23 protein-coding genes and 1 pseudogene are annotated in these 23876 nt (G+C 66.7%); 16 read left to right on the top strand and 8 right to left on the bottom strand.

Going from position 1 to position 23876, the window contains the following annotated elements; all coding sequences use genetic code 11:
* Nucleotides 1-6 precede the first annotated feature (6 nt).
* Nucleotides 7-993, bottom strand: coding sequence for an NAD(P)H-dependent flavin oxidoreductase (locus tag ACQR03_RS29040; protein WP_315752958.1), 987 nt, complete (start codon nt 991-993; stop codon nt 7-9).
* Nucleotides 994-1097: 104 nt separating this feature from the next.
* On the opposite strand from ACQR03_RS29040, the gene ACQR03_RS29045 reads away from it, so the two are divergent.
* Both ACQR03_RS29045 and ACQR03_RS29050 read left to right on the top strand, forming a co-directional pair.
* Nucleotides 1098-1988, top strand: a complete 891-nt coding sequence (locus ACQR03_RS29045; protein WP_315752959.1) for a LysR family transcriptional regulator — start codon at nt 1098-1100, stop codon at nt 1986-1988.
* Between the two features lie 227 nt (nt 1989-2215).
* Complete coding sequence (locus ACQR03_RS29050; protein WP_315711362.1) at nt 2216-3163, top strand: cyclase family protein; 948 nt, start codon at nt 2216-2218, stop codon at nt 3161-3163.
* A gap of 174 nt (nt 3164-3337) precedes the next feature.
* Here ACQR03_RS29050 and ACQR03_RS29055 read toward each other — a convergent pair whose 3' ends face one another.
* Entirely contained in the window at nt 3338-3937 is a 600-nt protein-coding gene (locus tag ACQR03_RS29055) for a TetR/AcrR family transcriptional regulator (protein ID WP_316185731.1), read from the bottom strand.
* 49 nt (nt 3938-3986) lie between these two features.
* Between ACQR03_RS29055 and ACQR03_RS29060 the strand changes: the two genes are divergently transcribed.
* From ACQR03_RS29060 to ACQR03_RS29070, 3 genes are all read left to right on the top strand, one after another.
* Nucleotides 3987-4829, top strand: coding sequence for an oxidoreductase (locus ACQR03_RS29060; protein WP_316175156.1), 843 nt, complete (start codon nt 3987-3989; stop codon nt 4827-4829).
* A 147-nt stretch (nt 4830-4976) separates the two neighbouring features.
* Nucleotides 4977-5462: a Holliday junction resolvase RuvX gene (gene ruvX, locus ACQR03_RS29065; RefSeq protein WP_315752962.1), complete on the top strand. Its 486-nt coding sequence runs from the start codon at nt 4977-4979 to the stop codon at nt 5460-5462.
* 3 nt (nt 5463-5465) lie between these two features.
* Entirely contained in the window at nt 5466-6389 is a 924-nt protein-coding gene (locus tag ACQR03_RS29070) for an AEC family transporter (RefSeq protein ID WP_315711357.1), read from the top strand.
* Between the two features lie 10 nt (nt 6390-6399).
* Here the strand turns inward: ACQR03_RS29070 and ACQR03_RS29075 are convergent, their stop codons facing one another.
* From ACQR03_RS29075 to ACQR03_RS29085, 3 genes are read right to left on the bottom strand one after another with little or no spacing between them, the layout of a single operon-like run.
* Nucleotides 6400-7224 carry a CPBP family intramembrane glutamic endopeptidase gene (locus ACQR03_RS29075; RefSeq protein WP_316193079.1) on the bottom strand — a complete coding sequence of 275 codons (825 nt, stop codon included), beginning with the start codon at nt 7222-7224 and terminating at the stop codon, nt 6400-6402.
* Nucleotides 7221-8864, bottom strand: a complete 1644-nt coding sequence (locus ACQR03_RS29080) for an acyl-CoA dehydrogenase family protein (RefSeq protein WP_316193080.1) — start codon at nt 8862-8864, stop codon at nt 7221-7223. The genes ACQR03_RS29075 and ACQR03_RS29080 overlap by 4 nt, the downstream gene beginning before the upstream one ends.
* A 22-nt stretch (nt 8865-8886) precedes the next feature.
* The gene (locus tag ACQR03_RS29085; RefSeq protein WP_316165441.1) at nt 8887-9612 is read right to left on the bottom strand and encodes a M15 family metallopeptidase; all 726 of its coding nucleotides are present in this window, start codon (nt 9610-9612) and stop codon (nt 8887-8889) included.
* A 151-nt stretch (nt 9613-9763) separates the two neighbouring features.
* Here ACQR03_RS29085 and ACQR03_RS29090 point away from each other — a divergent pair, with 151 nt between their 5' ends.
* From ACQR03_RS29090 to dprA, 5 genes are all read left to right on the top strand, one after another.
* On the top strand, nt 9764-10717 hold the full coding sequence (locus ACQR03_RS29090; RefSeq protein ID WP_315740287.1) for an aspartate carbamoyltransferase catalytic subunit: 954 nt from the start codon (nt 9764-9766) through the stop codon (nt 10715-10717).
* Nucleotides 10718-10740: 23 nt separating this feature from the next.
* Nucleotides 10741-12042 (top strand): dihydroorotase, encoded by a 1302-nt coding sequence (locus tag ACQR03_RS29095; protein ID WP_315752968.1) that lies wholly within the window; start codon nt 10741-10743, stop codon nt 12040-12042.
* 30 nt (nt 12043-12072) lie between these two features.
* Nucleotides 12073-12669, top strand: a complete 597-nt coding sequence (gene plsY, locus ACQR03_RS29100; protein ID WP_315711352.1) for a glycerol-3-phosphate 1-O-acyltransferase PlsY — start codon at nt 12073-12075, stop codon at nt 12667-12669.
* 147 nt (nt 12670-12816) lie between these two features.
* Nucleotides 12817-14211, top strand: a complete 1395-nt coding sequence (locus tag ACQR03_RS29105) for a patatin-like phospholipase family protein (RefSeq protein WP_315752969.1) — start codon at nt 12817-12819, stop codon at nt 14209-14211.
* A 62-nt stretch (nt 14212-14273) separates the two neighbouring features.
* The gene (gene dprA, locus ACQR03_RS29110) at nt 14274-15392 is read left to right on the top strand and encodes a DNA-processing protein DprA (protein WP_315711350.1); all 1119 of its coding nucleotides are present in this window, start codon (nt 14274-14276) and stop codon (nt 15390-15392) included.
* 3 nt (nt 15393-15395) lie between these two features.
* Here dprA and ACQR03_RS29115 read toward each other — a convergent pair whose 3' ends face one another.
* The gene (locus ACQR03_RS29115) at nt 15396-15794 is read right to left on the bottom strand and encodes a winged helix-turn-helix transcriptional regulator (protein WP_315711348.1); all 399 of its coding nucleotides are present in this window, start codon (nt 15792-15794) and stop codon (nt 15396-15398) included.
* Between the two features lie 97 nt (nt 15795-15891).
* Between ACQR03_RS29115 and ACQR03_RS29120 the strand changes: the two genes are divergently transcribed.
* Entirely contained in the window at nt 15892-16503 is a 612-nt protein-coding gene (locus ACQR03_RS29120) for an FMN-dependent NADH-azoreductase (protein WP_315711347.1), read from the top strand.
* A 126-nt stretch (nt 16504-16629) separates the two neighbouring features.
* A pseudogene (locus tag ACQR03_RS29125) lies at nt 16630-16824 on the top strand (winged helix-turn-helix transcriptional regulator); the annotation flags it as partial.
* Nucleotides 16825-16837: 13 nt separating this feature from the next.
* Here ACQR03_RS29125 and ACQR03_RS29130 read toward each other — a convergent pair.
* Nucleotides 16838-17047: a hypothetical protein gene (locus tag ACQR03_RS29130; RefSeq protein WP_315712655.1), complete on the bottom strand. Its 210-nt coding sequence runs from the start codon at nt 17045-17047 to the stop codon at nt 16838-16840.
* Between the two features lie 225 nt (nt 17048-17272).
* On the opposite strand from ACQR03_RS29130, the gene topA reads away from it, so the two are divergent.
* Genes topA through ACQR03_RS29150 form a run of 4 tightly spaced genes read left to right on the top strand, consistent with a single transcriptional unit; the run spans nt 17273 to nt 23672 of the window.
* Entirely contained in the window at nt 17273-20044 is a 2772-nt protein-coding gene (topA, locus tag ACQR03_RS29135) for a type I DNA topoisomerase (RefSeq protein ID WP_315752970.1), read from the top strand.
* A 4-nt stretch (nt 20045-20048) separates the two neighbouring features.
* A complete protein-coding gene (rnr, locus tag ACQR03_RS29140) occupies nt 20049-22430 on the top strand; it encodes a ribonuclease R (protein ID WP_315752971.1) in 2382 nt (793 codons plus the stop codon).
* Nucleotides 22427-22873, top strand: coding sequence for a DUF983 domain-containing protein (locus ACQR03_RS29145; protein ID WP_315711344.1), 447 nt, complete (start codon nt 22427-22429; stop codon nt 22871-22873). The genes rnr and ACQR03_RS29145 overlap by 4 nt, the downstream gene beginning before the upstream one ends.
* 40 nt (nt 22874-22913) lie before the next feature.
* Nucleotides 22914-23672, top strand: coding sequence for an NUDIX hydrolase (locus ACQR03_RS29150; RefSeq protein ID WP_315752972.1), 759 nt, complete (start codon nt 22914-22916; stop codon nt 23670-23672).
* Nucleotides 23673-23687: 15 nt separating this feature from the next.
* Here the strand turns inward: ACQR03_RS29150 and ACQR03_RS29155 are convergent, their stop codons facing one another.
* Nucleotides 23688-23870 carry a hypothetical protein gene (locus ACQR03_RS29155; protein WP_315752973.1) on the bottom strand — a complete coding sequence of 61 codons (183 nt, stop codon included), beginning with the start codon at nt 23868-23870 and terminating at the stop codon, nt 23688-23690.
* Nucleotides 23871-23876 lie beyond the last annotated feature (6 nt).

Here is a 23876-nt window from a genome sequence, read left to right on the forward strand (position 1 = left end):
CTGCTCCTATTGCTTGGCGAAGACGGCGGACGAGTTGCGCCGCCCTTGCAGGATCTGCGCGGCCTCATCGACGATGCGCGCGACGATCTCGGCGGCCGGCGGGATATCATGGATCAGGCCGACGGCCTCGCCGGCAATGACGGCGGCGATGTCGAAATTGCCTTCGGTCCGTGCCTTCACATAGTCCGCCGACACGTTCTCGACCTGCTGCAGCAGCTCCACCTCGCGCCCCATCCAGCGGCGCGCATGATCGTTGACCAGGCAGCGGCCGGTGAACGGCGCCGGCCAGACATTGTTGCGCGACAGATCAAAGATGATGCCGCGCACGGTCTCGCCGGATTTTGCCGCGCAGATCCGCCGCTTGGCCTCGTCGGCGCCGGCAGCCTCCCGGCTGGCATAGAAGCGCGTGCCGAGCAGCACGCCCTCCGCCCCCAGCATCAGCATCGCCGCAAGGCCGCGGCCATCGGCAAGACCGCCGGCCGCCGCCACCGGCACTCGCCCCGCGGCGAGGTCGACGATCGCCGGCACGAGATCGAGCGTGGTCCGCGACGCGCCATGGCCGCCCGCCTCGGTTCCTTGTGCAACCAGGATGTCGGCACCCGCCGCGATCGCCTGCTCGGCCATCGCCTCATCCTGCACCTGGCAAATCAGCAACGCACCAGCCTGCTTGATTGCCGGCGCGAACCGCGCAGGATCGCCGAATGACAGCATGATCGCCGCAGGCCTGGCGGCGAGCGCCACGTCGAGCAGATCGGGCTGCTTCGCCAGCGACCAGGTGATGAAGCCGATGCCGAACGGCGCAGGCAGGCCTTCAAGCCGTGCGGTCTCTTGCGCGAGCCAGGTTCGATTGCCATAGCCGCCACCGAGAATACCGAATCCCCCGGCGTCGCTGACCGCGTGCACGAGGCGCGCATCGGCAATCAGATCCATCGGCGCCAGCAGGATCGGCTGGCTGATGCCGAGCTTCTCCGTCAACGCCGTCCGCAGTGCCATGAAAGTCTCCTCAACTCTGGACGGCGACTTTAGGCGCGGCTAGCATTCTCTCAAAATGAATACTTGAGAACTCTGCCATCGCAGATTCAAAACGGAGATTGGCCGTGGAGCTGAGCGACCTCCAAACCTTTGCAGCCGTCGCGCGCAGCGGCGGCATCACCCGTGCTGCTGAGGCCCTCAACACGGTGCAGTCCAACGTGACCCAGCGGATCAAGGCGCTGGAAGGCGAGATCGGCACCGCACTGTTCGAGCGGCACAGCCGCGGCATGACCCTGACCCATGCCGGGCTGCGACTTCTGCCTTACGCCGACCGGATGGCGACGCTGTCGCGCGAAGCGCTGCTCGCCGCGCGCGATGACGGCGAGCCGAGAGGACCGCTGACGATCGGCTCGATGGAGACGACCGCCGCCGTGCGCCTGCCGACGCTGCTCGCGGATTTTCATCGGCGCTTCCCGGCTGTCGCCCTCGGTCTGCGCACGGCGCCAACTGCCGAGCTCGTGGCCGCCGTACTCGACGGGACGCTCGAGGGCGCTTTCGTGGCCGGCCCGATCGAACATCCCGAGCTCTCGGGTATCATCGCCTTCGAGGAAGAGCTGGTGCTGGTGACGGCCCGGCGCTTTGAAAGCCTGTCAGCCTTGCGTGCGGCCACGGCTGCCTCCGGCCCGACGGCGCTGGTGTTCAGGGCCGGCTGCACCTACCGGCAGCGGCTGGAGCAGGTCTTCAACGATTTCGGCTGGCCCGCGGCCGCGCGCATCGAGCTCGGTACGCTCGACGGCATGATCGGCTGCGTCGCCGCTGGCATGGGCGTCGCGCTGCTGCCACGCGCTGTGGTGACGCGAAACGAGATGATCGGCAGCGTCAGCCTGCACACGCTCGATCCAAGTCATGGACGCGTCGAAACCCTGTTCATCCACCGCCGCGCGGCGCATCGCAGCAGCGGCCTCTCGGCCTTCATGGCCGGACTCGCCGGCCGGGACCACGACATCGCAGCCTGACGCGATTCATTCAAAGATTGTGCTGAGCATCGCCAGCGAACGGCGCATTCCATTGCGCGAAATGACGTTTTCGCGCAGGGAAAAAGAGCCATTTCGACCGATGCGACTTTCGGGCGCTGTGCAGCGCACGCGCGCGAAATAGCTTTGTCTGGCCATCCTTTACTACGTTAGGATGCAGCGCTGGCCAGCGCGAAACGAACAAACGTCAACATGTCGGAGGAAATGCGATGCGCAACGCGTTCGTGTTGTGCTGTTCGATTGCCATGATGGGTGCGATCGGGACGGCCAATGCCCAGGACAAGACCCCGGATTGGACGAAATCGAAATGGGGCCCACAGGACGAGATCGGCGCGGCCAACTACATCACGCCGGAGCTCGTGGTCAAAGCCGCCTCGCTGGTGAAGACCGGCAAGACCTACCCGCTCGGCATGATCGTCGATTCCAAGACGCCGGCCTATCCGCCGCGTTCGTTCAAGATCACCGTGGTGCAGCCGGGCCAGGCCGGAATTCCCGGCCTTGGCCCGAATAAGGCGACCTACAATGACGACATCGTCGAAGGCTGGGTCGGCGTCGGCAGCCAGATCGACGGGCTCGGCCATCTCGGCATCGAGCACGTCTATTACAACGGCAACAAGCTGCTCGACTTCGCCGATCCGACCGGCCTGAAGAAGCTCGGCATCGAGAAGGTGCCGCCCTTGGTGGCGCGCGGCGTGCTGCTCGACATGGCGGCCTATTACAACACCGACGTGGTCAAGGAAGGCACCGCGTTCAACGTCAAGGAGATCGAGGAAGCTGCCAAGAAGCAGGGCGTCGAGATCCGCCAGGGCGACATCGTGATCTTCCACACCGGCTGGCTTGGTTTGATCGGCAAGGACGATAAGCGTTACGGCGCCGGCGAGCCCGGTCTCGGCGTCGAGGGTGCCAAATACCTGACCTCGAAGGGCGTGGTCGCGGTCGGGGCCGACAACTGGGCGGTGGAGGCGATCCCGTTCGAGTCGCCGAACCTGTTCGAGGTGCACCAGATCCTGCTCGCCATGAACGGGACCTACATCCTGGAGAACATGAACACGGCCGACCTCGCCAAGGACAAGGGCTACGAGTTCCTGTTCGTGCTGGGTCAGCCGCGCTGGCGCGGCGGCGTCCAGGGCATGATCAACCCGATCGCGATCCGTTAAGCTCCGCCGATCTCCTCGTGAGGGCATCCCGGGAGCGCCGCGTCCTCACGAGGAGTCTGGAATCGTCCTGCGAAAGCAAGCCTTGGACAAGGAGTCCGCCACAGGCGCGCCTGGAGCCGGCCGACACAGACCTGGGATCGGTCGGTCAGTCGATCAAGCCGCCCCTATCGGACGTTAATGGAGGTAGGCGAGCAACAAGGCACTCGCCATGTCTCGCGCACGCGGGGCGAGCGCCGCGTCCGACAATTCGCCCGCAGTCCAGAAGGACAACACGCCGCGGAAACTGAAGGCGAGTTGCTCTGGAAGGCAGCGCAGCGCTTGTTCTTGCCGGCTGGCCGTCAGTCCCTCTCCCTTTCCCAAGGCCAGTGCCCAGAAGGCAGTGGATCGGGAAAGCGTCTGACCGGGCGAAGCCTGGGCGGCACCCAGCCATCCCATCACGGTCCGGTTCACGTCTGGATTCTCCAACATCACCGCCACCGCCGTATCAATAGCCAATAGCACGCGTGTCTTCGTATCTCTCGATGGTGGCGCGGCGGTGTACCGCGTCTCCATGATGTCGATCCGACGTATGGAGAGAGCCTGCATGATCGCCGCCTTGTTGCCAAACTGATTGAACGGCGTCGCGAAGCTGACCCCCGCCTCAGCGGCAAGGTCTCGCATCGAGAAATCGGCCCTGCCCTGACGGAGAAGCCGCTCTGCCGCATCGAGGACGTGCCGACGAAGCGGCTCGCCTCTCATGCCAATGGATGAATGTTCGGTCTTGCGAGGTGCCATGCAATATCTATATCATGATATAGATAACCTTGTCATGCGGAGTTGTACGATGGCGGCTGCCGAATCGAAGATTTTCCTCGTCACTGGCGTCAGTTCGGGCTTGGGCCTAGCGTTCGCAAAGGGCGCGCTGGCCGCCGGCCATCGGGTGATCGGGACCGTGCGAAGGGTCGGGGATGCCGAGGCTTTTGCCGCGCTTGCAGCGGGCAAGGCTCATCCTCTCGTGATCGATGTTACCGATTTCGATGCAATCCCGGCTGCTGTGGCAGAGGCCGAGAAGCAGATTGGCGCGATCGACGTCCTGGTGAACAATGCCGGCTACGGTCACGAGGGCACGCTGGAGGAGTCCTCGCTCGACGATCTGCAGCGGCAGTTCGCCGCCAACGTGTTCGGCCCTGTCGCGATGATGAAGGCCGTGTTGCCGGGGATGCGCGCGAGGCGGCGCGGCCATATCGTCAATGTGACCTCCATGGGCGGCTTCATCACCATGCCCGGGATCAGCTTCTATTGCGGCAGCAAGTTCGCGCTGGAGGGCATCTCGGAGTCGCTCGGCAAGGAAGTGGCCCCCTTCGGCATCCGCGTCATTGCGCTTGCGCCCGGTCAGTTTCGTACCGATTGGGCGGGACGGTCCATGGATCGCACGCCGCGCAGCATTTCCGACTACGACGCCGTCATGGATCCGATTCGCGCCGCCCGATTGGCCAAGAGCGGAAACCAACCCGGCGATCCCGCGAAGGCCGCACAGGCATTGCTTGCCCTCGTGGAAGCCGAAAAACCGCCTGTGCGGCTGTTCCTCGGTGAGGACGCGCTGGCCCTGGTCGAGCAGAAGATCGAGGGCATGAAAGCCGAAGTGAGTGCCTGGAACAAGCTCTCGCGCTCCACCAGCTTCGCTTGATGATCCAAAGCCGGCGCATCCGGGAAAGACTGCAACGCTCGACATCTGGGCCGGTCGACTCGCGTGCGCGAGCTTCATCGGGGCGGCGAAGCGATGCACGTCCTCACCTGCTGGCCCGCCACGCACCTGCGTGTTAAGCGCATTGCCATGCTCGCCCCCATCCTCCCCCTCATCGAAGCCGCTGGCCGCTGGCCCGAGCGCGGCGCGCTCGTCGGCCTCGATCTCGGCACCAAGACCATCGGCGTCGCCGTGTCCGATCCGGACCGGCGGCTCGCCACCGGCGTCGAGACGATCCAGCGCAAGGCCTTCAAGGCCGACGCGGCGCGACTGCTGGCGATTTGCACCGAGCGCAAGGTGGTCGGCTTGGTGCTGGGCCTACCCATCAACATGGATGGCAGCGAGGGGCCGCGGGCGCAGTCGACCCGGGCGTTCGCGCGCAATCTCGCCGGCCTCACCGACCTGCCGATCGGCCTGTGGGACGAGCGGCTGTCGACGGCTGCGGTCGAGCGCGAGCTGATCGGCATGGATGTCAGCCGCGCCAGGCGCGCCGAGGTGATCGACACGCATGCGGCGATCTTCATCCTGCAGGGAGCGCTCGATCGGCTTGCGACCTTGCGCCAGTCCGGTCGCTAGCCCATGAGCCCCGTCGCCGCGGCGCTCGCGCCGGTATTCCTGCTGATCGTGGTCGGCTTCGGCCTGCGGCGCAGCCTGATCCGGCTGGATACGCAATGGCACGGGCTCGAGCGGCTGACTTATTATGTGCTGTTTCCGGCGCTGCTGATGCAGAGCCTGGTGAAGGCCGATCTCGGCAAGGTGCCGGTCGCCGGCATCGGCGGCGCCTTGTTCCTGGCGATGCTGGCGATGTCGGCGCTGTGCCTCGCGCTGCGGCCGCTGCTCACCCGCTCCGGCATCGATGGTCCGGCCTTCACCTCGATCTTCCAAGGGGCAACCCGCTGGCAGACCTACGTCGCGCTCAGCGTCGCCGGCAGCCTGTTCGGCGCGTCCGGGCTTGCGGCGGCGTCGGTGGCGATGATCGCGATCATCCCAATGGTCAACGTGTTCAGCGTCGCCGTGCTCGCCCACTACGCCTCGCCGACCCGCCGCTCGATGCGTGAGATCCTTGCCACCATCGTGCGCAATCCGCTGATCTGGGCCTGCATCGCCGGGCTCGCGCTGAACGTGGCGCATATGCCGCTGCCAAAGCTCTGGCACGATGCCGCCGATGCGCTCGGACAGGCCTCGCTGCCGATCGGCCTGCTGGTGACCGGCGCCGGCCTGCACTTCGAAGGCTTGCGCCGCGCTGGCCCGGCCGCTGCGCTCGGCGTCGTGCTCAAGCTGGTCTTGATGCCCCTCCTCGCGATCGGGCTCGCCGGATGGTTCGGCGTCACCGGCCCGAGCCTCGTCGTCGTCGCGATCTGCGCGGCGGTACCGACCTCGCCCAGCGCCTATGTGCTGGCCAAGCAGATGGGCGGCGACGCGCCGCTGCTGGCGCAGATCATCTCGCTGCAAACGGTGCTGGCGGCGCTGACCATGCCGCTCGCGATCGCCTGGGCGAGCTGAACGCGTCCGTTCAGGAAGAACCGCTGGCCAGCCACATGGTCTGCACCGTGGCGGCGAGGTTGTTGAGGCCGTGCAGCACCATGGTCAGATAGGTGGAGTGGGTACGAGAGCGCAGATAGCCGAACCACACGCCGAGGGAAAACACGTTGATCAGGGCGAACCAGTCGTACTGCAGATGCAGCACGGTCCACAGCAAGGACGACAGCACGATGGCGCCGGGCACGCGCAGGAAGGAGTCCGACCAGCCGCGGTAGAGAAAGCCACGCGCCATCAGCTCTTCCGACACTGGTGCGGCGACGCAGAAGGCGATGACCAGCAGCCAGACCACGCCGTCGCCTCTGGCGGTCTTCATGATGTCCACCATGAAGCTCGCCGACTTCTCTTCGCGTCCCGTCAGCTGCGCCGCCAGCTCCCAGCATCCCAGGATCACGACCATCCCGACAACGCCAAAGACGAAATTCTTCCAGCCGGTCCAACGCAGGCCCAGATAGTCGACGAACGACATGCGGGTGTGGCGGACGGCAAAATAGATCGGGATCAAAATGGCCGGGACGCCCATGATCGCCGACAGCGAGACCGTGAGCGACCGGCTCGCGATCTGGATCATGGCCAACTGAAACGCGGCCATGCTGTCGATTGGACCCTCATGGCGCAGCAGGAAATAGACGATCGGAGTCAGCTGGCCGATGAAGAACACGACGATGATGAGGAGGGCCCACAGCAAGGTGCGCCAGAAGCCGAGCGTGCGCGGCTGATGATGCGCCGGAACGACCTGCTGCGGCGGGTTGCCCGGATCGAGCGAATCCATCACGGCGGCTTCGGGAGTGTCGGTCAAGGCAGCGCGCGCTCCAGCAAGCTACGGATGTCTGAGCGATCGAGATCGACCGCGCCATACATGCTCGGGTGAACATTGGCGAGCCGCGTGGCGGCGAAAAGCTCCGCATGAGCGGGCATAACGAGGTTGAGCGCGGCGGCGGCTGCGAGCAGCGCCAACTTCTCGACTGCGAGGCGCGCGACGCGCTCGGAATCCGGCCGGCGGAAGCTGGTCTCGATGAAGGCGAGCGCCTCCGCCGCGCCGGGCAACCCGCTGGTCTCTGCTTTGAGATGCATCAGGACGTGCGCGGCCGCCTCCGCCTCGCGCGCCAGCGCCCGCAGCACGTCCAGGCACATGACGTTGCCCGAGCCTTCCCAGATCGCATTGACCGGCGACTCCCGGAAATGGCGGGCGAGGATGCCGTCCTCGACATAGCCGTTGCCGCCCAGGCATTCCATCGCCTCATACAGGAACGGCGGCGCGCTCTTGCAGACCCAGTATTTGATCGCCGGTGTCAGCAGCCGCACGTAGTTCGCCTCCCGCGGCGACAGATGCGCGCGATCGAACGCCTGACACAGCCGCATCACCAGCGCCACCGTCGCCTCGACATGGAGAGCCATGTCGGCGAGCACCGCCTGCATCAGCGGCTGGTCGGCGAGATGCTTCTGGAACACGCTGCGATGGCGCGCATGATGCAGCGCGTGCGCGAGCCCCGAGCGCATCAGGCCGGCAGACGAGATCGCGCAATCCTGCCGCGTCAGTTGCACCATCTGGATGATGGTGCTGATGCCCCTGCCCTCGTCGCCGACCCGCTCGGCATAGGCGCCGACGAACTCCACCTCCGACGAGGCATTGGAGCGGTTGCCGAGCTTGTCCTTCAAGCGCTGGAACTGGATCGCGTTCACCGAGCCATCCGGCTTGAAGCGCGGCATGAAGAAGCAGGTCAGGCCGGCATCGGCCTGCGCCAGCACCAGGAAGGCGTCGCACATCGGCGCCGACATGAACCATTTATGCCCCGTGATGCGATAGCCATCGGTCGTACGCTCAGCGCGCGTCAGGTTGGCGCGCACGTCGGTCCCGCCCTGCTTCTCGGTCATGCCCATGCCGAGTGTCATGCCGCGTTTTTGCCACCACGGCGCAAACGCCGGATCGTAGTCATCGGTCGCGATGACCGGCATCGCTCTTGCCAGCAGATCAGGCTGGGCGGCCAGCGCCGCCACCGAGGCCCGCGTCATGGTAATCGGGCAGAGATGGCCGCTCTCGACCTGCGAGGCGATATAGAACTTCGCGGCGCGCACCACCTCCGAGCAGCCGCCGACGGGCTGGCCTTCTGCCGTCCATGTCGAATTGTGCAGGCCGGCCGCAGCTGAGCGCGTCATCATCGCATGGTAGGCCGGATGAAATTCGACGACGTCTCGCCGAAAGCCCTTGGCGTCGAAGCTGCGCAGCTTCGGCGTGTTCTCATTGGCGAGCCGGCCCTGCTCGGCCATCTCGGCCGAGCCCCATAGCTTGCCGAAAGCTGTCAGCTCCTGCTCGGCTCCGGCACCATCATTGGCCTTCAAGGCATCCATCAACGGCCGGTCGGCCGTGAACAGATTGACGTCCTCGAACGGCGGCGACTGGTTGAAGACCTCATGGGTCGCGAAGGAAGACTGCATCATGGCCGTGCCCTACAGAGATCGATCATCGGCGCGGCCGAATGGGAAAAACATAAGTCGTCGCGCCAGCGCCCGGCAGCGAAAAGTGCCACCACTCCTTGGCATAGTTCACAAAACCTTGCCGCGCCATCACCGCGACCAGTTCGTTGCGCCAGCGGCGCTGCTCCGGTGTCAGGTTCTGCGCGGCGGTATGAGCCTTCACGTCGGAACAATCGTAGCCGGTTCCCATGTCGACGCCGCCCTCGGGCGCGCGTAGCGCTGCGGGCGCGGTGCAGTCCGCGTAGTCCTTGGCCGGGTCGAACGCCGCGGAATTGTCGGCCGCGAGCTCGACCAGCGTGAGATCGAGCGCCGCACCGGTCGAATGGCTCGAACGCACGGCGATGTAGCCGAGACGGAACAGGTCCTGCTTGGCAATGCGCGGACTGTAGCGGCGGCCGGCCGTGGTCTCGACGCCGTCCTGCGACCAGGCCAGCATCTCTGCGACCGCACGCACCGGCCGGTAGCAGTCGAGCATCTTCAGCGACAGGCCGCGCGGCCGCAGCTCGGCCTGAGCCGCCTGCAGCCGCCGCGCCACGTCACGCGTCACGACGCATTCGGCCGCCTCGTAGCCCGGCAAGGGTCGGCCGACGAAATTGTTGCTGCCGGCATAACGGATGTCCTGGAGGATCGTCGGGTCGATGTCGCGGAGATAGACGAAATCGAACGGCAACGCGGCCGCGCCGGCCGGCACGATCGCCGCCAGCAGGATCAGGGCGTATCGGAGCGGACCTCTTCCGGCGATGGCCCGCCAGTCCCCGGTTTGGAGCCCCCCGAGAGGCTCGGAAGACGGAACGGGGGAAAACTCGGAACCCCGGCTTTCGGCCTTGCCCCCCATGGAAACCGCGCCTATAGCTCTGGCTTTAATGGCAACCTCTCCGAAATCGACTTTCGTCCTCGGGCACCGGCATTTGCTGGGAATCGAGGGCCTTTCCGCCCACGACATCACCGGCCTCCTCGATCTGTCCGAGGAGTATGTCGAACTGAATCGTCAGGTCGACAAGAAGCGCACCGTGCTGCGCGGCCGCACCCAGGTCAACCTGTTCTTCGAGGCCTCGACGCGGACCCAGTCGTCGTTCGAGATCGCTGGCAAGCGGCTCGGCGCCGACGTCATGAACATGTCGGTGTCGTCCTCGTCCATGCGCAAGGGCGAGACCCTGATGGACACCGCGGTCACCCTGAACGCGATGCATCCGGACATCCTGGTCGTCCGTCACCACGCCTCCGGCGCGGTGGAGCTGCTGGCGCGCAAGGTCGACGGCTCCGTGATCAATGCCGGTGACGGCGCGCATGAGCATCCGACCCAGGCGCTGCTCGATGCGCTGACCATCCGCCGCAACAAGGGCCGCATCGAGGGGCTGGTCATCGCGATCTGCGGCGACGTGCTGCACTCGCGCGTCGCGCGCTCCAACATCCTCTTGCTCAACACCATGGGCGCCCGCGTCCGCATCGTCGCGCCCTCCACTTTGCTGCCGCCGGGCATCGAGCGCATGGGCGTCGAGGTCGCGCGCGACATGCGCGAAGGGCTCAACGGCGCCGACATCGTCATGATGCTGCGGCTGCAGCGCGAGCGCATGAACGGCTCGTTCGTGCCGTCCTCGTCGGAATATTTCCAGTATTTCGGGCTCGACCAGAAGAAGCTCGCCTACGCCAAGCCCGACGCGCTGGTCATGCATCCGGGACCGATGAACCGCGGCGTCGAGATCGAATCCATCGTCGCCGACGGCGCGCAATCGCTGATCCGGGAGCAGGTCGAAATGGGCGTGGCCGTGCGCATGGCCGTGCTCGAGGCTCTGGCCCGCAACCTGCCCAACGCGTGATACAGAAGTCGGGACCAAACGCCATGCTGACCGACCGCCGCCCGATCCTGCTTGCCAATGCGCGCGTCATCGATCCCTCCCGCGACTTCGACGGCCCCGGCGACGTGCTGATCGCCGACGGCGTGATCCGCGACCTCAAGCGCGGCATCGGCGCCGCGGGCGTGCCCGAGGGCACCGATGTCGTCAACTGCGCAGGCAAGATCGTGGCCCCCGGCCTGATCGACATGTGCGCCTTCGTCGGCGAGCCGGGTCTGGGCCATCGCGAGACCTTCGCCAGCGCCAGCCAGGCCGCCGCCACCGGCGGCATCACCACCATCATCTGCCAGCCCGGCACCGAGCCGGTGATCGACAATTCGGCGACCGTCGACTTCGTGCTGCGCCGCGCCCGCGACACCGCGATCGTCAACATCCAGCCGATGGCGGCGCTGACCAAGGGCCTGCGCGGCGAGGAGATGACCGAGATCGGGCTGTTGCGCGCCGCCGGCGCCGTCGCCTTCTCCAACGGCCACACCAGCGTGATGAACGCGCAGGTGATGCGCCGCGCACTGACCTATGCGCGGGATTTCGACGCCCTGATCGTGCATCACGCCGAAGATCCCAATCTCGTCGGCGAAGGCGTCATGAACGAAGGCGAGTTCGCCTCGCGGCTCGGCCTCTACGGCATCCCGCCCGCAGCGGAAGCCGTGGTACTCGAACGCGACATGCGCCTGGTGGCGCTCAGCAAGGGCCGCTATCACGCCGCCGCGCTGAGCTCGGTGGACTCGCTCGACATTCTCAGGCGCGCGCGCGAAGCCGGCCTCACCGTGAGCGCGTCGGTCTCGATCAACCACGTGACGCTGAACGAGAACGACATCGGCCCCTACCGCACCTTCCTCAAGCTGACGCCGCCGCTGCGCACCGAGGCCGACCGCCGCGCATTGGTCGAAGCGCTGGCCTCGGGCCTCATCGACGTCATCATGTCGGACCACACGCCGCAGGACGTCGAGGTCAAGCGGCTGCCATTCGCGGAGGCTGCGAGCGGCGCGGTCGGGCTCGAGACCATGCTGCCGGCGGCGTTGCGGCTCGTGCACAATGGCGAGCTGAGCTGGACGACCCTGATCCGCGCCATGTCGACGCGGCCCGCCGAGCTGCTCGGCCTGCCCGGCGGCAGCTTGCGGGCAGGCGCGCCGGCCGACATCATCGTGATCGATCCGGACGTGCCCTGGATCCTCGATCCGGCCGACCTCAAATCGCTGTGCAAGAACACGCCGTTCGACGAAGCCCGCTTCACCGGCCGCGTGGTCCGCACCATCGTCGGCGGCCGCACCGTGTTCGAACATGTCTGACGCAAGGCGAAGCTTGGAAGGAGTGGTGTGATGGGTTCCGAAGCCTTCCTGCCGGTCGCTCTCATCATCGGCTATCTCCTGGGGTCGATCCCGTTCGGCCTGATCCTGACCAAGCTGGCCGGCACGCAGGATCTGCGCAGCATCGGCTCCGGCAATATCGGCGCCACCAACGTGCTGCGCACCGGACGCAAGGGGCTCGCGGCAGCAACCCTGCTCGGCGACGCGCTGAAGGGTACGGCGGCGGTCATCATCTCGGGCTATCTCGGCGGCCCGAATGCCGCGATGATCGCGGGCCTCGGCGCCTTCCTCGGTCACTTGTTCCCGGTGTGGCTGAAGTTCCGCGGCGGCAAAGGTGTCGCCGTTTACATCGGTATTTTGATCGGTCTGTTCTGGCCGGGCGCGATCTTCTTCTGCCTGGTCTGGCTCGCCACCGCATTCGCGCTCCGCTACTCATCACTCGCGGCACTCGTCGCCAGCGTGCTGACACCCATCGTGTTGTGGGCATTCGGCCACACCGCGCTGGCGGCCCTGTTCGCCCTGCTCACACTGTTGCTCATTTACATGCATCGCGAAAACATCAAGCGATTGCAGTTGGGCACCGAGAGCAAGATCGGGGCGAAGAAGTAGTCGCTCCGGACAAATACGGAGCAAATACGGAAAACCTGTGTTGCGCCCTGATTTCACAGCGGCTGCGCAGCAACACCGGCGATTCATCAGCTCATAAGTTAACGCGGGACTCTGGCGTGAATCATGATTGCCTGTCATGATTCCTGCATGTGGTTACGCAAGACCAACTCCAGCGGTTCGTCGGCCACGCACGATGACCGTACTGATCAGGCTCCGGCGCAGCAGAAGGCGGCCCCGGCCCGGTCGAACGCCAGCCTGCTGCTATCGGCCGCTGAGATCTGGTCGACCGGCATCACGGCCGCTGCAGAACCGGCGCAGACGCCCGAGACGCCTGCCGGGCCGGTCATGTCGGACGTCGCGCTCCCCGCCGAAATATCCGAGCCCAGCCCTGCGCCGGAACGAGCCGATGGCGCGCCGGCCGTCGCCGAGATGATCATGGCGGCCACGAGCACGCCCGTGATCAGCGAGACAAAGACCGCAGAGGCGCCCGAGCGAACGCTCGCGGAGACGATCGCAACGGTTAAGCTGCCGCCGCCGCCCCGGACATGGCCGCCGCGCAAGCTGTCGCTGGCCCTGCAGGGCGGCGGAACGTTCTCGGCCTTCACCTGGGGCGTGCTCGATCGCCTGCTCGAGGAACCCGGTTGCGACTTCGACACCATCAGCGGCGCCAGCGCCGGTGCGGTCAACGCCGCGCTGCTCGCGAGCGGGCTCGCCAAGGGCGGCCGCGACGAGGCGCGCAACCGGCTCGCTTTGTTCTGGACCCGGCTGATGGAGGAGGCGTCGTTCCGATCGCTGCTGGTGATCGGCGCGTACTCGCCGGCGAGCAGCTCGGTGTCGTTCGGTGCGGGGCTGCGCGGCGGACGCGCCGACCCGCTCGATCTCGATCCGCTCCGCGACATCCTCCGCGAGACGATCGATTTCGACGCCGTGCAGGGCCCGGCCGCGCCCCGCCTGCTAGTTGCGGCGACCCGGGCCCGTGACGGCCTGCCGCAGATCTTCCGCAATGCCGGCATCACGCCAGATGCACTGCTCGCCTCCACCTGTCCCGCGCAACTGCACGCCGCTGTCGACATCGAGGGCGAAGCGTATTGGGACGGCGGCTACGTCACCAATCCGCCGCTGATCCAGATCGCGCATGAGTCCAGCGCCGCCGACCTGCTGGTCGTTCAGGTCACGCCCGCGCGCGACGGCCATGTCCCGATGACCTCGGCCGCGATCGATCGCCGCCTCGACCAGATCGCCGGCAATGCGGTCCTGAACGCCGAACTCGCGGCGCTCGAATGGGCGCGCAGCGACGGCCTGCATCCGCCGCGCGTCCATCGGCTTGCGGCCGAGGACGAGATCGAAGCCCTGGCTCAGCGCGATGCGACCGATCTCGGCAGCGACTTCGTCGAGCTGCTGTACCAGCGCGGACGCGACGCAGCCGAGCGCTGGCTGCGCGAAGCTCCGGTCGGCACCACGCCAGCCATCCAGGGCGATCAGCCGGTGCTATCGTCTCCGGTGTCCGAGTCCGAGGATGTGCGCGACGTCGCGCCGGCGTAGCGCGCCCTCTTCCCTGCGTCCTCGGGTTGCTCCATTCTAGTCCCCGGTAAAGGGGGCTTTGCGTGGATGCCATCAACACGACGATCGAGCTGAGCGACACCGAGCGGCGCGACCGGCTGCGCCTGATCCGGTCCGACAATGTCGGCCCGCGCACCTTCCGCTCGCTGCTCGACCATTTCGGCACCGCGCGCGTAGCGCTCGACCGGCTGCCCGATCTGGCACGCCGCGGCGGCGCGGCCGGAGCCGGCCGGATCTGCACGGTCGGCGAAGCCGAGGCCGAACTCGAAGCCTGCAAACGGCAAGGCGTCGAACTGCGGGCGCCAGACGAGGACGGCTATCCGCCCCGCCTCGCCACCTGCGAGGATGCGCCTCCGTTGCTCGCGGTGCGTGGCGCCCGCGAGACGTTGATGCGCCCGATGATCGCCATCGTCGGCTCGCGCAACGCCTCCGCCGCCGGGCTGAAATTTGCCGGCCAGATCGCCCACGAGCTCGGCCAGGCCGGCTTCGTCGTCATCTCCGGCCTCGCCCGCGGCATCGATCAGGCTGCGCATCGCGCGAGCCTCGGCAGCGGCACGGTCGCGGTGCTCGCCGGCGGCCATGACCGGATCTATCCTCCGGAGCACGTCGACCTGCTCGGCGCCATCATCAGTGGCAGCGGCGCCGCAATCTCCGAGATGCCGCTCGGACACGAGCCGCGCGCCCGCGACTTTCCCCGCCGCAACCGGCTGATATCAGGCGCCTCGCTCGGCGTCGTCGTCGTCGAGGCCGCGCATCGATCGGGCTCGCTGATCACGGCGCGCATGGCCGGCGAACAGGGCCGCGAGGTCTTCGCCGTCCCGGGCTCGCCGCTCGATCCCCGCTGCGCGGGCACCAACGATCTCATCAAGCAGGGCGCCGCGCTCGTCACCGAAGCCGCAGACATCATTCAGGCCGTCGGCCCGATCATGGAGCGGCCGCTGCCCTTTTCGCTGCGCGAGCCGGAGGAGGAGTTGTTCGCCCCCGATCCCGAAAGCCACGACCGCGCGCAGATCACAGCCCTGCTCGGCCCGACCCCGGTGTCGGTCGACGACCTGATCCGGATCAGCGGCCTGTCACCCGCCGTGCTGCGCATGGTGCTGCTCGAGCTCGAGCTGGCCGGCCGCCTGGAGCGCCACGGCGGCGGGATGGTGTCGCTGACCTGACTCTCAGTCAGCATCCCTGCGCGCGTCGAAGCGCGAGCGCGCCTGCTCGATCAGCTCCTGGTGCTGCATGGCCCACTGTCCGAGCGCCTGCACCGGCTGCGACAGCCCGCGGCCGAGATCGGTCAGCTCATAATCCACCCGCGGCGGGATGGTCGGAAACACCGTCCGCGTCACCAGCCCGTCGCGCTCGAGGCCGCGCAGGGTCAAGGTCAGCATTCGCTGGGAGATGCCGCCGACGAGCCGCTTCAGCTCATTGAAGCGCTTCGGCCCGTCCTGAAGCATCATGATGACGAACACGCTCCATTTGTCGCCGACACGCGCCAGGATCGAGGCCACACCCCGGCAATCATTATGATTTGGCTGCGTCGGGAGGTCGGGATCATCGCTGTCAGCAGGGGTCATGGCTGTGCCCGGGTTTCAAAAATGTGCGTTCTTGTGGGGTTACAGCATAGTCACTCATAGTGCGCCAGTTACAAACCAATACCGAGGTAACTGACCCATGACCCTCCTCCTCCACATCGACTCCAGCGTGCTCGGCCCCAACTCCGTCAGCCGTCAGGTGTCCGCCGCGATCGTCGCACGGTTGCGCCAGATCACGCCGGGGCTGGAGGTGACTTACCGAGATGTCGCAGCCGAGCCGCTGTCGCATCTGTCCGGAACGCATGTCGCCGTCGCATACGGTGCGCCCGTTGAGGATCCCGCAGTGAAAGCTGATGTCGCGGCCGGACAGGCCGTCCTGGAGGAGTTCCTGGCCGCCGATATCGTCGTGATCGGCGCCCCTATGTACAACTTCTCCATCCCGAGCCAGCTCAAGGCCTGGGTCGACCGCATCGCTGTCAAGGGCAAGACTTTCACCTATGGCCCGAACGGCCCGCAAGGCCTGGCCGGTGGCAAGCGTATTATCGTGGCGGTCTCGCGCGGCGGCCATTACGGCGCGGACACGCCGATGGCGGCATTCGAACACCTGGAGACCTATTTGCGCAGTGTCTTCAGCTTCATCGGCGTCACGGATCTCGAATTCGTTGCGGCCGACGGTGTCCAGATCGGCCCGGAGCATCGCGAGCAGGCGCTGGCGAAGGCGATTCAGACGGCCGGCGGTCTCGCCGCTTGAGTCCCTCGGTGGCTGCCGCCGGCAGCCACCGCTTTCAATCCCGGGGGCAGGTCTCAAACCGCCACCGACCCGGCCGGTTAGCCCCGAAAGATCGGCGCTCCGGCCGGCGAGCTCGTGGCACCGCCATCGCCGAAGGGCCGCGGCCTGTTTCCGATCCTGGTCGCACTGCGGCAGTGGAGCGAGGAATTCGACGAGCACCCCGACGAGATCGCCACCGCGCTCGTCGACCGCGCGAACGGCAGGCCGGTTCGCGAGCTGCTGCTGACTGCGGAGGACGGCCGGATGCTGGCGCCGGAGGAAACCGCCCTCCCCCCGCGGTGAGCGCGGGCGGCCGTCAGCAGAGCCTGCGGCGGCTGCGCAGCCTCAGATGCTCCTCGGCCTCAAGGTTCGCCATGCGCAGGAGGTAATCGAGCATGTCGAGACGATGGCGCTGCGCCAGATGCGACAGGCTGGCCGTCACCTCGGCGATCAGCGCCGCCGCGGCGTCGGGATCCTCCACCATCGCCTCGACGTCCGGGTCGCTTTTGTCCGCTGCCTTGGCCAACAACCGTCACCCAGCATAAGGAATTTGACGAAAAACAACCTCAAGAGAGCGCGGTTCTCATCGTGCTCCGTACAACCTGATAGGTACTTCGCCGGTCCAACGCAATCGCCTTTCAACATCCCTCGATTTGACAGGAACCCCCTCACCACCCATGTTCGGGTCAACGCAGCCGGCGCGAATCCCGCGAAGCCAGCTTCAATCCTTCCACTAAGCCATTGGAAATACATGAATATCGTCATCGTGGAGTCGCCTGCCAAGGCCAAGACGATCAACAAGTATCTGGGCTCCTCCTACGAGGTTCTGGCCTCTTTCGGTCATGTCCGCGACCTTCCGGCCAAGAACGGTTCCGTCGATCCGGACGAGAATTTCCGCATGATCTGGGAGGTCGATCCCAAGGCGGCGGGCCGACTCAACGACATCGCCAAATCGCTGAAGGGCGCTGACCGGCTGATTCTCGCCACCGACCCTGATCGCGAGGGCGAAGCGATTTCCTGGCATGTGCTGGAGGTGTTGAAGGAGAAGCGCGCGCTCAAGGATCAGAAGATCGAGCGCGTCGTCTTCAACGCCATCACCAAGCAGGCCGTCTCGGAGGCGATGAAGCATCCGCGGCAGATCGACGGTGCGCTGGTCGACGCCTACATGGCGCGCCGCGCACTCGATTACCTCGTGGGCTTCACTCTCTCTCCCGTGCTGTGGCGCAAGCTGCCGGGCGCCCGCTCGGCCGGACGCGTGCAGTCGGTCGCGCTGCGCCTCGTCTGCGATCGCGAGCTGGAGATCGAGAAGTTCGTGCCGCGCGAATACTGGTCGCTGATCGCAACCTTGGCGACGCCGCGCGGCGACACCTTCGAGGCGCGTCTCGTCGGCGCCGATGGCAAGAAGATCCAGCGGCTCGACATCGGCACCGGCGCGGAGGCCGAGGATTTCAAGACCGCGCTCAACGCGGCGAGCTACACGGTCGCGACCGTCGACGCCAAGCCGGCGCGCCGCAACCCGCAGGCGCCCTTCACGACGTCGACCCTGCAGCAGGAAGCGAGCCGCAAGCTCGGCTTCGCGCCGGCGCACACGATGCGCATCGCGCAGCGTCTCTATGAAGGCATCGACATCGGCGGCGAGACCACCGGTCTCATCACCTATATGCGAACCGACGGCGTGCAGATCGACGGCTCGGCGATCACCCAGGCCCGCAAGGTGATCGGCGAGATCTACGGCAACAAATATGTGCCGGAGAGCCCGCGCCAGTACCAGGCCAAGGCCAAGAACGCCCAGGAAGCGCACGAAGCGATCCGCCCGACCGACCTGTCGCGCAAGCCGGCCGAGCTACGCAAGCGGCTCGATGACGACCAGGCCAAGCTCTACGAGCTGATCTGGACCCGCACCATCGCGAGCCAGATGGAATCCGCCGAGCTGGAGCGCACCACCGTCGACATCATCGCCAAGGCCGGCGCCCGCACCCTGGAGCTGCGCGCCACCGGCCAGGTCATCAAGTTCGACGGCTTCCTCGCGCTGTATCAGGAAGGCCGCGACGACGAGGAGGACGAGGACGGCCGCCGCCTGCCGCAGATGAGCCCGAACGAGCCGCTGAAGCGGCAGAATCTCGCCGTCACCCAGCATTTCACCGAGCCGCCGCCGCGCTTCTCGGAGGCCTCGCTGGTCAAGCGCATGGAGGAGCTCGGCATCGGCCGGCCCTCGACCTATGCCTCGATCCTGCAGGTGCTGAAGGACCGCGGCTATGTGAAGCTCGAAAAGAAGCGGCTGCACGGCGAGGACAAGGGCCGCGTCGTCATCGCCTTCCTGGAGAACTTCTTCCGCCGCTACGTCGAGTACGATTTCACGGCGGATCTCGAGGAGCAGCTCGACCGCATCTCCAACAACGAGATCGCCTGGCAGCAGGTGCTGAAGGATTTCTGGACCGGCTTCATCGGCGCCGTCGACGACATCAAGGATCTGCGCGTGGCGCAGGTGCTCGACGCGCTCGACGAGATGCTGGGGCCGCACATCTACCCGCCGCGCGACGATGGCGGCGATGTCCGGCAGTGCCCGACCTGCGGCACCGGACGGCTCAACCTCAAGGCCGGCAAGTTCGGCGCCTTCGTCGGCTGCTCGAACTATCCGGAATGCCGCTACACCCGCCCGCTCGCCGCCGACAGCGAGGCCGCGGCCGACCGCGTGCTCGGCCAGGATCCGGACACCGGCCTCGACGTCGTCGTCAAGGCCGGCCGCTTCGGCCCCTACATCCAGCTCGGCGAGCAGAAGGATTACGCCGAGGGCGAGAAGCCGAAGCGCGCCGGCATCCCGAAAGGGACGTCGCCCGCGAGCCTCGAGCTCGACTACGCGCTGAAGCTGCTGTCGCTGCCGCGTGAGGTGGGCATCCATCCGGAGACGGGTCTGCCGATCATCGCCAATCTCGGCCGCTTCGGGCCGTTCGTGAAGCACGACAAGACGTATGCGAGCCTGGAGGCCGGCGACGAGGTGTTCGACATCGGCCTCAACCGCGCCGTCACCCTGATCGCCGAGAAGATCGCCAAGGGCCCGAGCAAGCGGTTCGGCGCCGATCCCGGCAAGGCGCTCGGCGACCATCCCTCGCTCGGCCCTGTCGCCGTCAAGGCCGGCCGCTACGGCGCCTATGTCACCGCCGGCGGCGTCAACGCCACCATTCCCGGCGACAAGGAAAAGGATACGATCACGCTCGCCGAGGCGATCGCCCTGCTCGACGAGCGCGCCGCCAAGGGCGGCGGCAAGAAGGCCAAGGGCAAGGCTGCGGCGAAGCCGGCCAAGGCTGCCAGCAAAGCGGCTGCCAGCAAGGCCAAGCCGAAGACCGGCGGCGACGACGACACGCCGAAGCCGGCGAAAAAGGCCGTGGCGAAGAAGGCGGCCGCCAAACCGAAATCAGACTCCACCAGCAAGGCGCGTGCGCCGGTTGCCAAGGCCGCCAAGACCTCGGCCAAGCCTGCGACCAAGGCGACGCCCAAGAAAAGCGCCGGCAAGGCCCGCGGATGAGAAAATGACCCAAAAGCGCGACATCGGCTTCCCTTCGCGGGAGGCCATCGTCGCCTTCATCCGCGCCAATCCGGGCAAGGTTGGCACCAAGGACATCGCCCGCGCGTTCGGCCTGAAGAACGCCGATCGCGTCGCGCTCAAGCAGTTGCTGCGCGAACTTGTCGCCGACGGCACGGTGAAGAAGAGCGGCCGCAAGAAGGTCGTCGAGACCGCGTCCCTGCCGGCCACGCTGGTCGCCGACATCACCGGGCGCGACAGTGACGGCGAATTGATCGCCAAGCCGGCCGAGTGGGACGAGGCCGAGCAGTCCGAGCCGCCGCGCATCCGCATCCACACGCCGCGTCATGCCGGGCCGGGCTCGGTGGCCGGCGTCGGCGACCGCGCGCTGCTGCGGGTCGAGCCGATCAAGGATGATGGCGGCGTGTCCTATCGCGGCCGCGTCCTCAAGGTGCTGGATCAGGCGCGGCCGCGCGTGCTCGGCATTTTCCGCAGCAATCCAGGCGGCGGCGGCCGCCTGATTCCGGTCGACAAGAAGCAGGCCGGACGGGAGCTCTCCATCGCCCCCGCCGACACCAAGGACGCCAAGGACGGCGATCTCATCAGCGTCGACCTGCTGCGCGGCCGCGGCTACGGCCTGCCCTCGGGCCGGGTGAAGGAGCGCTACGGCTCGGTCGCGACCGAGAAGGCGATCAGCCTGATCGCCATCCATGCCCACGAGATCCCGATGGACTTCTCGGCCGCAGCCGTCGCTGAGGCCGAAGCCGCGCAGCCCGCGACCTTGAAGGGCCGCGAGGACTGGCGCGAGCTGCCGCTGGTCACGATCGATCCGCCCGATGCCAAGGACCACGACGACGCGGTTCATGCCGAGCCGGATCCCGATCCGAACAATGTCGGCGGCTTCATTGTCCATGTCGCCATCGCCGACGTCGCCTACTATGTGCGGCCGGGATCGGCGCTCGACCGCGACGCGCTGATCCGCGGCAACTCGGTGTATTTCCCCGACCGCGTCGTGCCGATGCTGCCGGAGCGCATCTCCAACAATCTGTGCTCGCTGGTGCCGGGCGAAGCGCGCGGCGCGCTCGCCGTGCGCATGGTGCTCGGGGCCGACGGCCGCAAGCGCTCGCACTCGTTCCACCGCGTGCTGATGCGCTCGGCCGCCAAACTGTCCTACGCACAGGCGCAGGCCGCCATCGATGGCAAGCCGGACGACGTCACCGGTCCCCTGCTCGAGCCGATCCTGAAGCCGCTCTATGCGGCCTATGAGGTCGCCAAGCGCGGCCGGGACGCGCGCGATCCGCTCGACCTCGACATTCCCGAGCGCAAGATCCTGCTCAAGAAAGACGGCACGGTCGACCGCGTCGTCGTGCCGGAGCGCCTCGACGCCCATAGACTGATCGAGGAGTTCATGATCTCGGCCAACGTCGCCGCGGCCGAACTGCTGGAGAAGAAGGCGCTGCCGCTGATCTACCGCGTGCATGACGAGCCGACGGTGGAGAAGATCCATGCGCTGCAGGAATTCCTGAAGACGCTCGACGTGCCCTTTGCCAAGAGCGGCGCGCTCAGGCCATCGCTGTTCAACCGCGTGCTGACGCTGGTGGCCGGCCAGGACTACGAGCATCTCGTCAACGAGGTCGTGCTGCGCTCGCAGGCGCAGGCGGAATATTCGACCGACAATTACGGACATTTCGGCCTGAACCTCCGCCGCTACGCGCATTTCACCTCGCCGATCCGCCGCTACGCCGACCTCGTCGTGCATCGCGGCCTGCTGCGCGCGCTGGGCCTCGGTGACGGCGCCCTGCCCGACAGCGAGACGCCGGATCATCTCACCGAGGTCGCGGCGCAGATCTCGGTCACCGAGCGGCGGGCGATGAAGGCCGAGCGCGAGACAGCCGACCGCCTGATCGCCCACCACCTCGCCGACCGCATCGGCGCGACGTTCCAGGGCCGCATTTCCGGCGTCACCCGCGCCGGCCTCTTCATCAAGCTCGACGATACCGGCGCCGACGGCCTGGTTCCGATCCGGACCCTCGGCACGGAATATTTCGACTATGATGAGACGCGGCATGCGCTGATCGGCCAGCGCAGCGGTGCCATGCACCGGCTGGGTGACGTCGTCGACGTGCGTCTGGTAGAAGCTCAGCCGGTGGCCGGCGCGCTGCGCTTCGAACTCTTGACGCAGGCCGACGTGCTTGTCTCGCGCCACGGCCGCCGCGAGCGGCCGAAGGGCAAGGCCGGGATCAAGGCAAGGGCCAAGAGCAAGGCAACGAAGCGCGCCAAGGCCGAGGCGCGGCCGAAGCACAAAGAAAAGAACCGCAAGGAAAGTCAAACGGCAGGGGCAAAACGCAAGCCCGGCACATCGAAGAAAGGCAGATCGTGGACGCCATGACCTCAACGCCCAGCACATTGCCCCCGCAGACGTGGACGCGCGACACCGGCCTCGCCGAGAAGCGCGACGTCTGGACAGCGATGAAGCGCGGCCTGCGCGGCCGCTGCCCGCGCTGCGGCGAGGGCAAGCTGTTCCGCGCCTTCCTGAAGGTCGCGGACAACTGCGACCGCTGCGGCCAGGATTTCTCCGGGCATCGCGCCGACGATCTTCCAGCCTATCTCGTGATCGTCATCGTCGGCCACATCATCGTGCCGCTGGTGCTCTCGATCGAGACCAACTACGCGCCGCCGGTGGCGCTGCAACTCGCGATCTATCTGCCGGTGACCCTGGTCGCCGCGCTCGCCTTGATTCAGCCGGTCAAGGGCGCCGTCGTCGGGCTGCAATGGGCCTTCCGCATGCACGGCTTCGACGACAATCCGGTGGAAGGCATTCCGCCGGTCTGAGCGACCGAACGATCAACAAACAAGAAAAAGCGGGGAGGACATGAGCGATACGGCACAGGCGACCAGCGCACCGGCGGGCAAGCCGGCCGAGAAGGAAGCCGACCATCATCCCTACACCAAGCCGAAGGATGCAGCGACGCTGATCCTGGTCGACCGCAGCGGCACGGTGCCGAAGGTGCTGGTCGGCAAGCGCCATGACAAGGTCGTGTTCATGCCCGGCAAGTTCGTCTTCCCGGGCGGCCGCGTCGACAAGTCCGATCATCGCATCCCGGTCGCAGCGCCGATGCCGGCCGAGCTCGAAGCCAATCTGTTCAAGGGCAAGCCGCAGACGACGGCCTCGCGCGCGAAGTCGCTCGCCGTCGCCGCGATCCGCGAGGCCTGTGAGGAAACCGGTCTCTGTCTCGGACGCAAGGTCGGCGGCTCCGCGCCGAAACTGGACGGGCCATGGGCGCCGTTCGCTGACGCCGGCCTGCTGCCCGATCCCTCCGGCCTGTTCCTGATCGCCCGCGCCATCACCCCGCCCGGCCGCATCAAGCGCTTCGACACGCGCTTCTTCACCGCCGATGCCTCCGCCATCACCCATCGCGTCGACGGCGTGATCCACGCCGATGCGGAGCTGGTCGAGCTGGTCTGGGTCGAGCTCGGCTCCAAGCCGCTCGCCGATCTGCACCCGATGACCAAGAACGTGCTCCACGAGCTCGACCGCCGCCTCGCCACCGGCCCGCTGCGCCACGACGCCCCGGTGCCGTTCTTCCACTTCTACGGCGGCAAGATGCAGAAGGACGTCCTGGGCGGGTGATCGCCGCGTATTCGATCATCCATCGTCGATGATAGCGGTCGCCTCGATTTCGAGCAGCGAGCGGACAATGGTGTCGTCCCGGCGAACGCGGGGATGACACAATTGTTTGGATCGCTTGCTCGGCACTTCATGGAATGAGCGTGCTACGTCCGCCAGCAAAAACGAAATCGTGTTCTGCGGCGGGTTGCTGACACGCATGGGCCG

Source organism: Bradyrhizobium sp. HKCCYLS3070, from assembly GCF_051167575.1.
Taxonomy (GTDB): Bacteria; Pseudomonadota; Alphaproteobacteria; order Rhizobiales; family Xanthobacteraceae; genus Bradyrhizobium.

Coding starts and splice junctions, on each gene's coding strand:
- topA (WP_315752970.1), top strand. CDS start 17,273: ATGAATATCGTCATCGTGGAGTCGCCTGCCAAGGCCAAGACGATCAAC.
- ACQR03_RS29105 (WP_315752969.1), top strand. CDS start 12,817: ATGTGGTTACGCAAGACCAACTCCAGCGGTTCGTCGGCCACGCACGAT.
- ACQR03_RS29145 (WP_315711344.1), top strand. CDS start 22,427: ATGACCTCAACGCCCAGCACATTGCCCCCGCAGACGTGGACGCGCGAC.
- ACQR03_RS29095 (WP_315752968.1), top strand. CDS start 10,741: ATGCTGACCGACCGCCGCCCGATCCTGCTTGCCAATGCGCGCGTCATC.
- ACQR03_RS29120 (WP_315711347.1), top strand. CDS start 15,892: ATGACCCTCCTCCTCCACATCGACTCCAGCGTGCTCGGCCCCAACTCC.
- ACQR03_RS29070 (WP_315711357.1), top strand. CDS start 5,466: ATGAGCCCCGTCGCCGCGGCGCTCGCGCCGGTATTCCTGCTGATCGTG.
- ACQR03_RS29080 (WP_316193080.1), bottom strand. CDS start 8,864: ATGATGCAGTCTTCCTTCGCGACCCATGAGGTCTTCAACCAGTCGCCG.
- ACQR03_RS29150 (WP_315752972.1), top strand. CDS start 22,914: ATGAGCGATACGGCACAGGCGACCAGCGCACCGGCGGGCAAGCCGGCC.
- ACQR03_RS29090 (WP_315740287.1), top strand. CDS start 9,764: ATGGCAACCTCTCCGAAATCGACTTTCGTCCTCGGGCACCGGCATTTG.
- ACQR03_RS29115 (WP_315711348.1), bottom strand. CDS start 15,794: ATGACCCCTGCTGACAGCGATGATCCCGACCTCCCGACGCAGCCAAAT.
- ACQR03_RS29155 (WP_315752973.1), bottom strand. CDS start 23,870: ATGCGTGTCAGCAACCCGCCGCAGAACACGATTTCGTTTTTGCTGGCG.
- ACQR03_RS29060 (WP_316175156.1), top strand. CDS start 3,987: ATGGCGGCTGCCGAATCGAAGATTTTCCTCGTCACTGGCGTCAGTTCG.
- plsY (WP_315711352.1), top strand. CDS start 12,073: ATGGGTTCCGAAGCCTTCCTGCCGGTCGCTCTCATCATCGGCTATCTC.
- ACQR03_RS29055 (WP_316185731.1), bottom strand. CDS start 3,937: ATGGCACCTCGCAAGACCGAACATTCATCCATTGGCATGAGAGGCGAG.
- ACQR03_RS29050 (WP_315711362.1), top strand. CDS start 2,216: ATGCGCAACGCGTTCGTGTTGTGCTGTTCGATTGCCATGATGGGTGCG.
- ruvX (WP_315752962.1), top strand. CDS start 4,977: ATGCTCGCCCCCATCCTCCCCCTCATCGAAGCCGCTGGCCGCTGGCCC.
- ACQR03_RS29040 (WP_315752958.1), bottom strand. CDS start 993: ATGGCACTGCGGACGGCGTTGACGGAGAAGCTCGGCATCAGCCAGCCG.
- rnr (WP_315752971.1), top strand. CDS start 20,049: ATGACCCAAAAGCGCGACATCGGCTTCCCTTCGCGGGAGGCCATCGTC.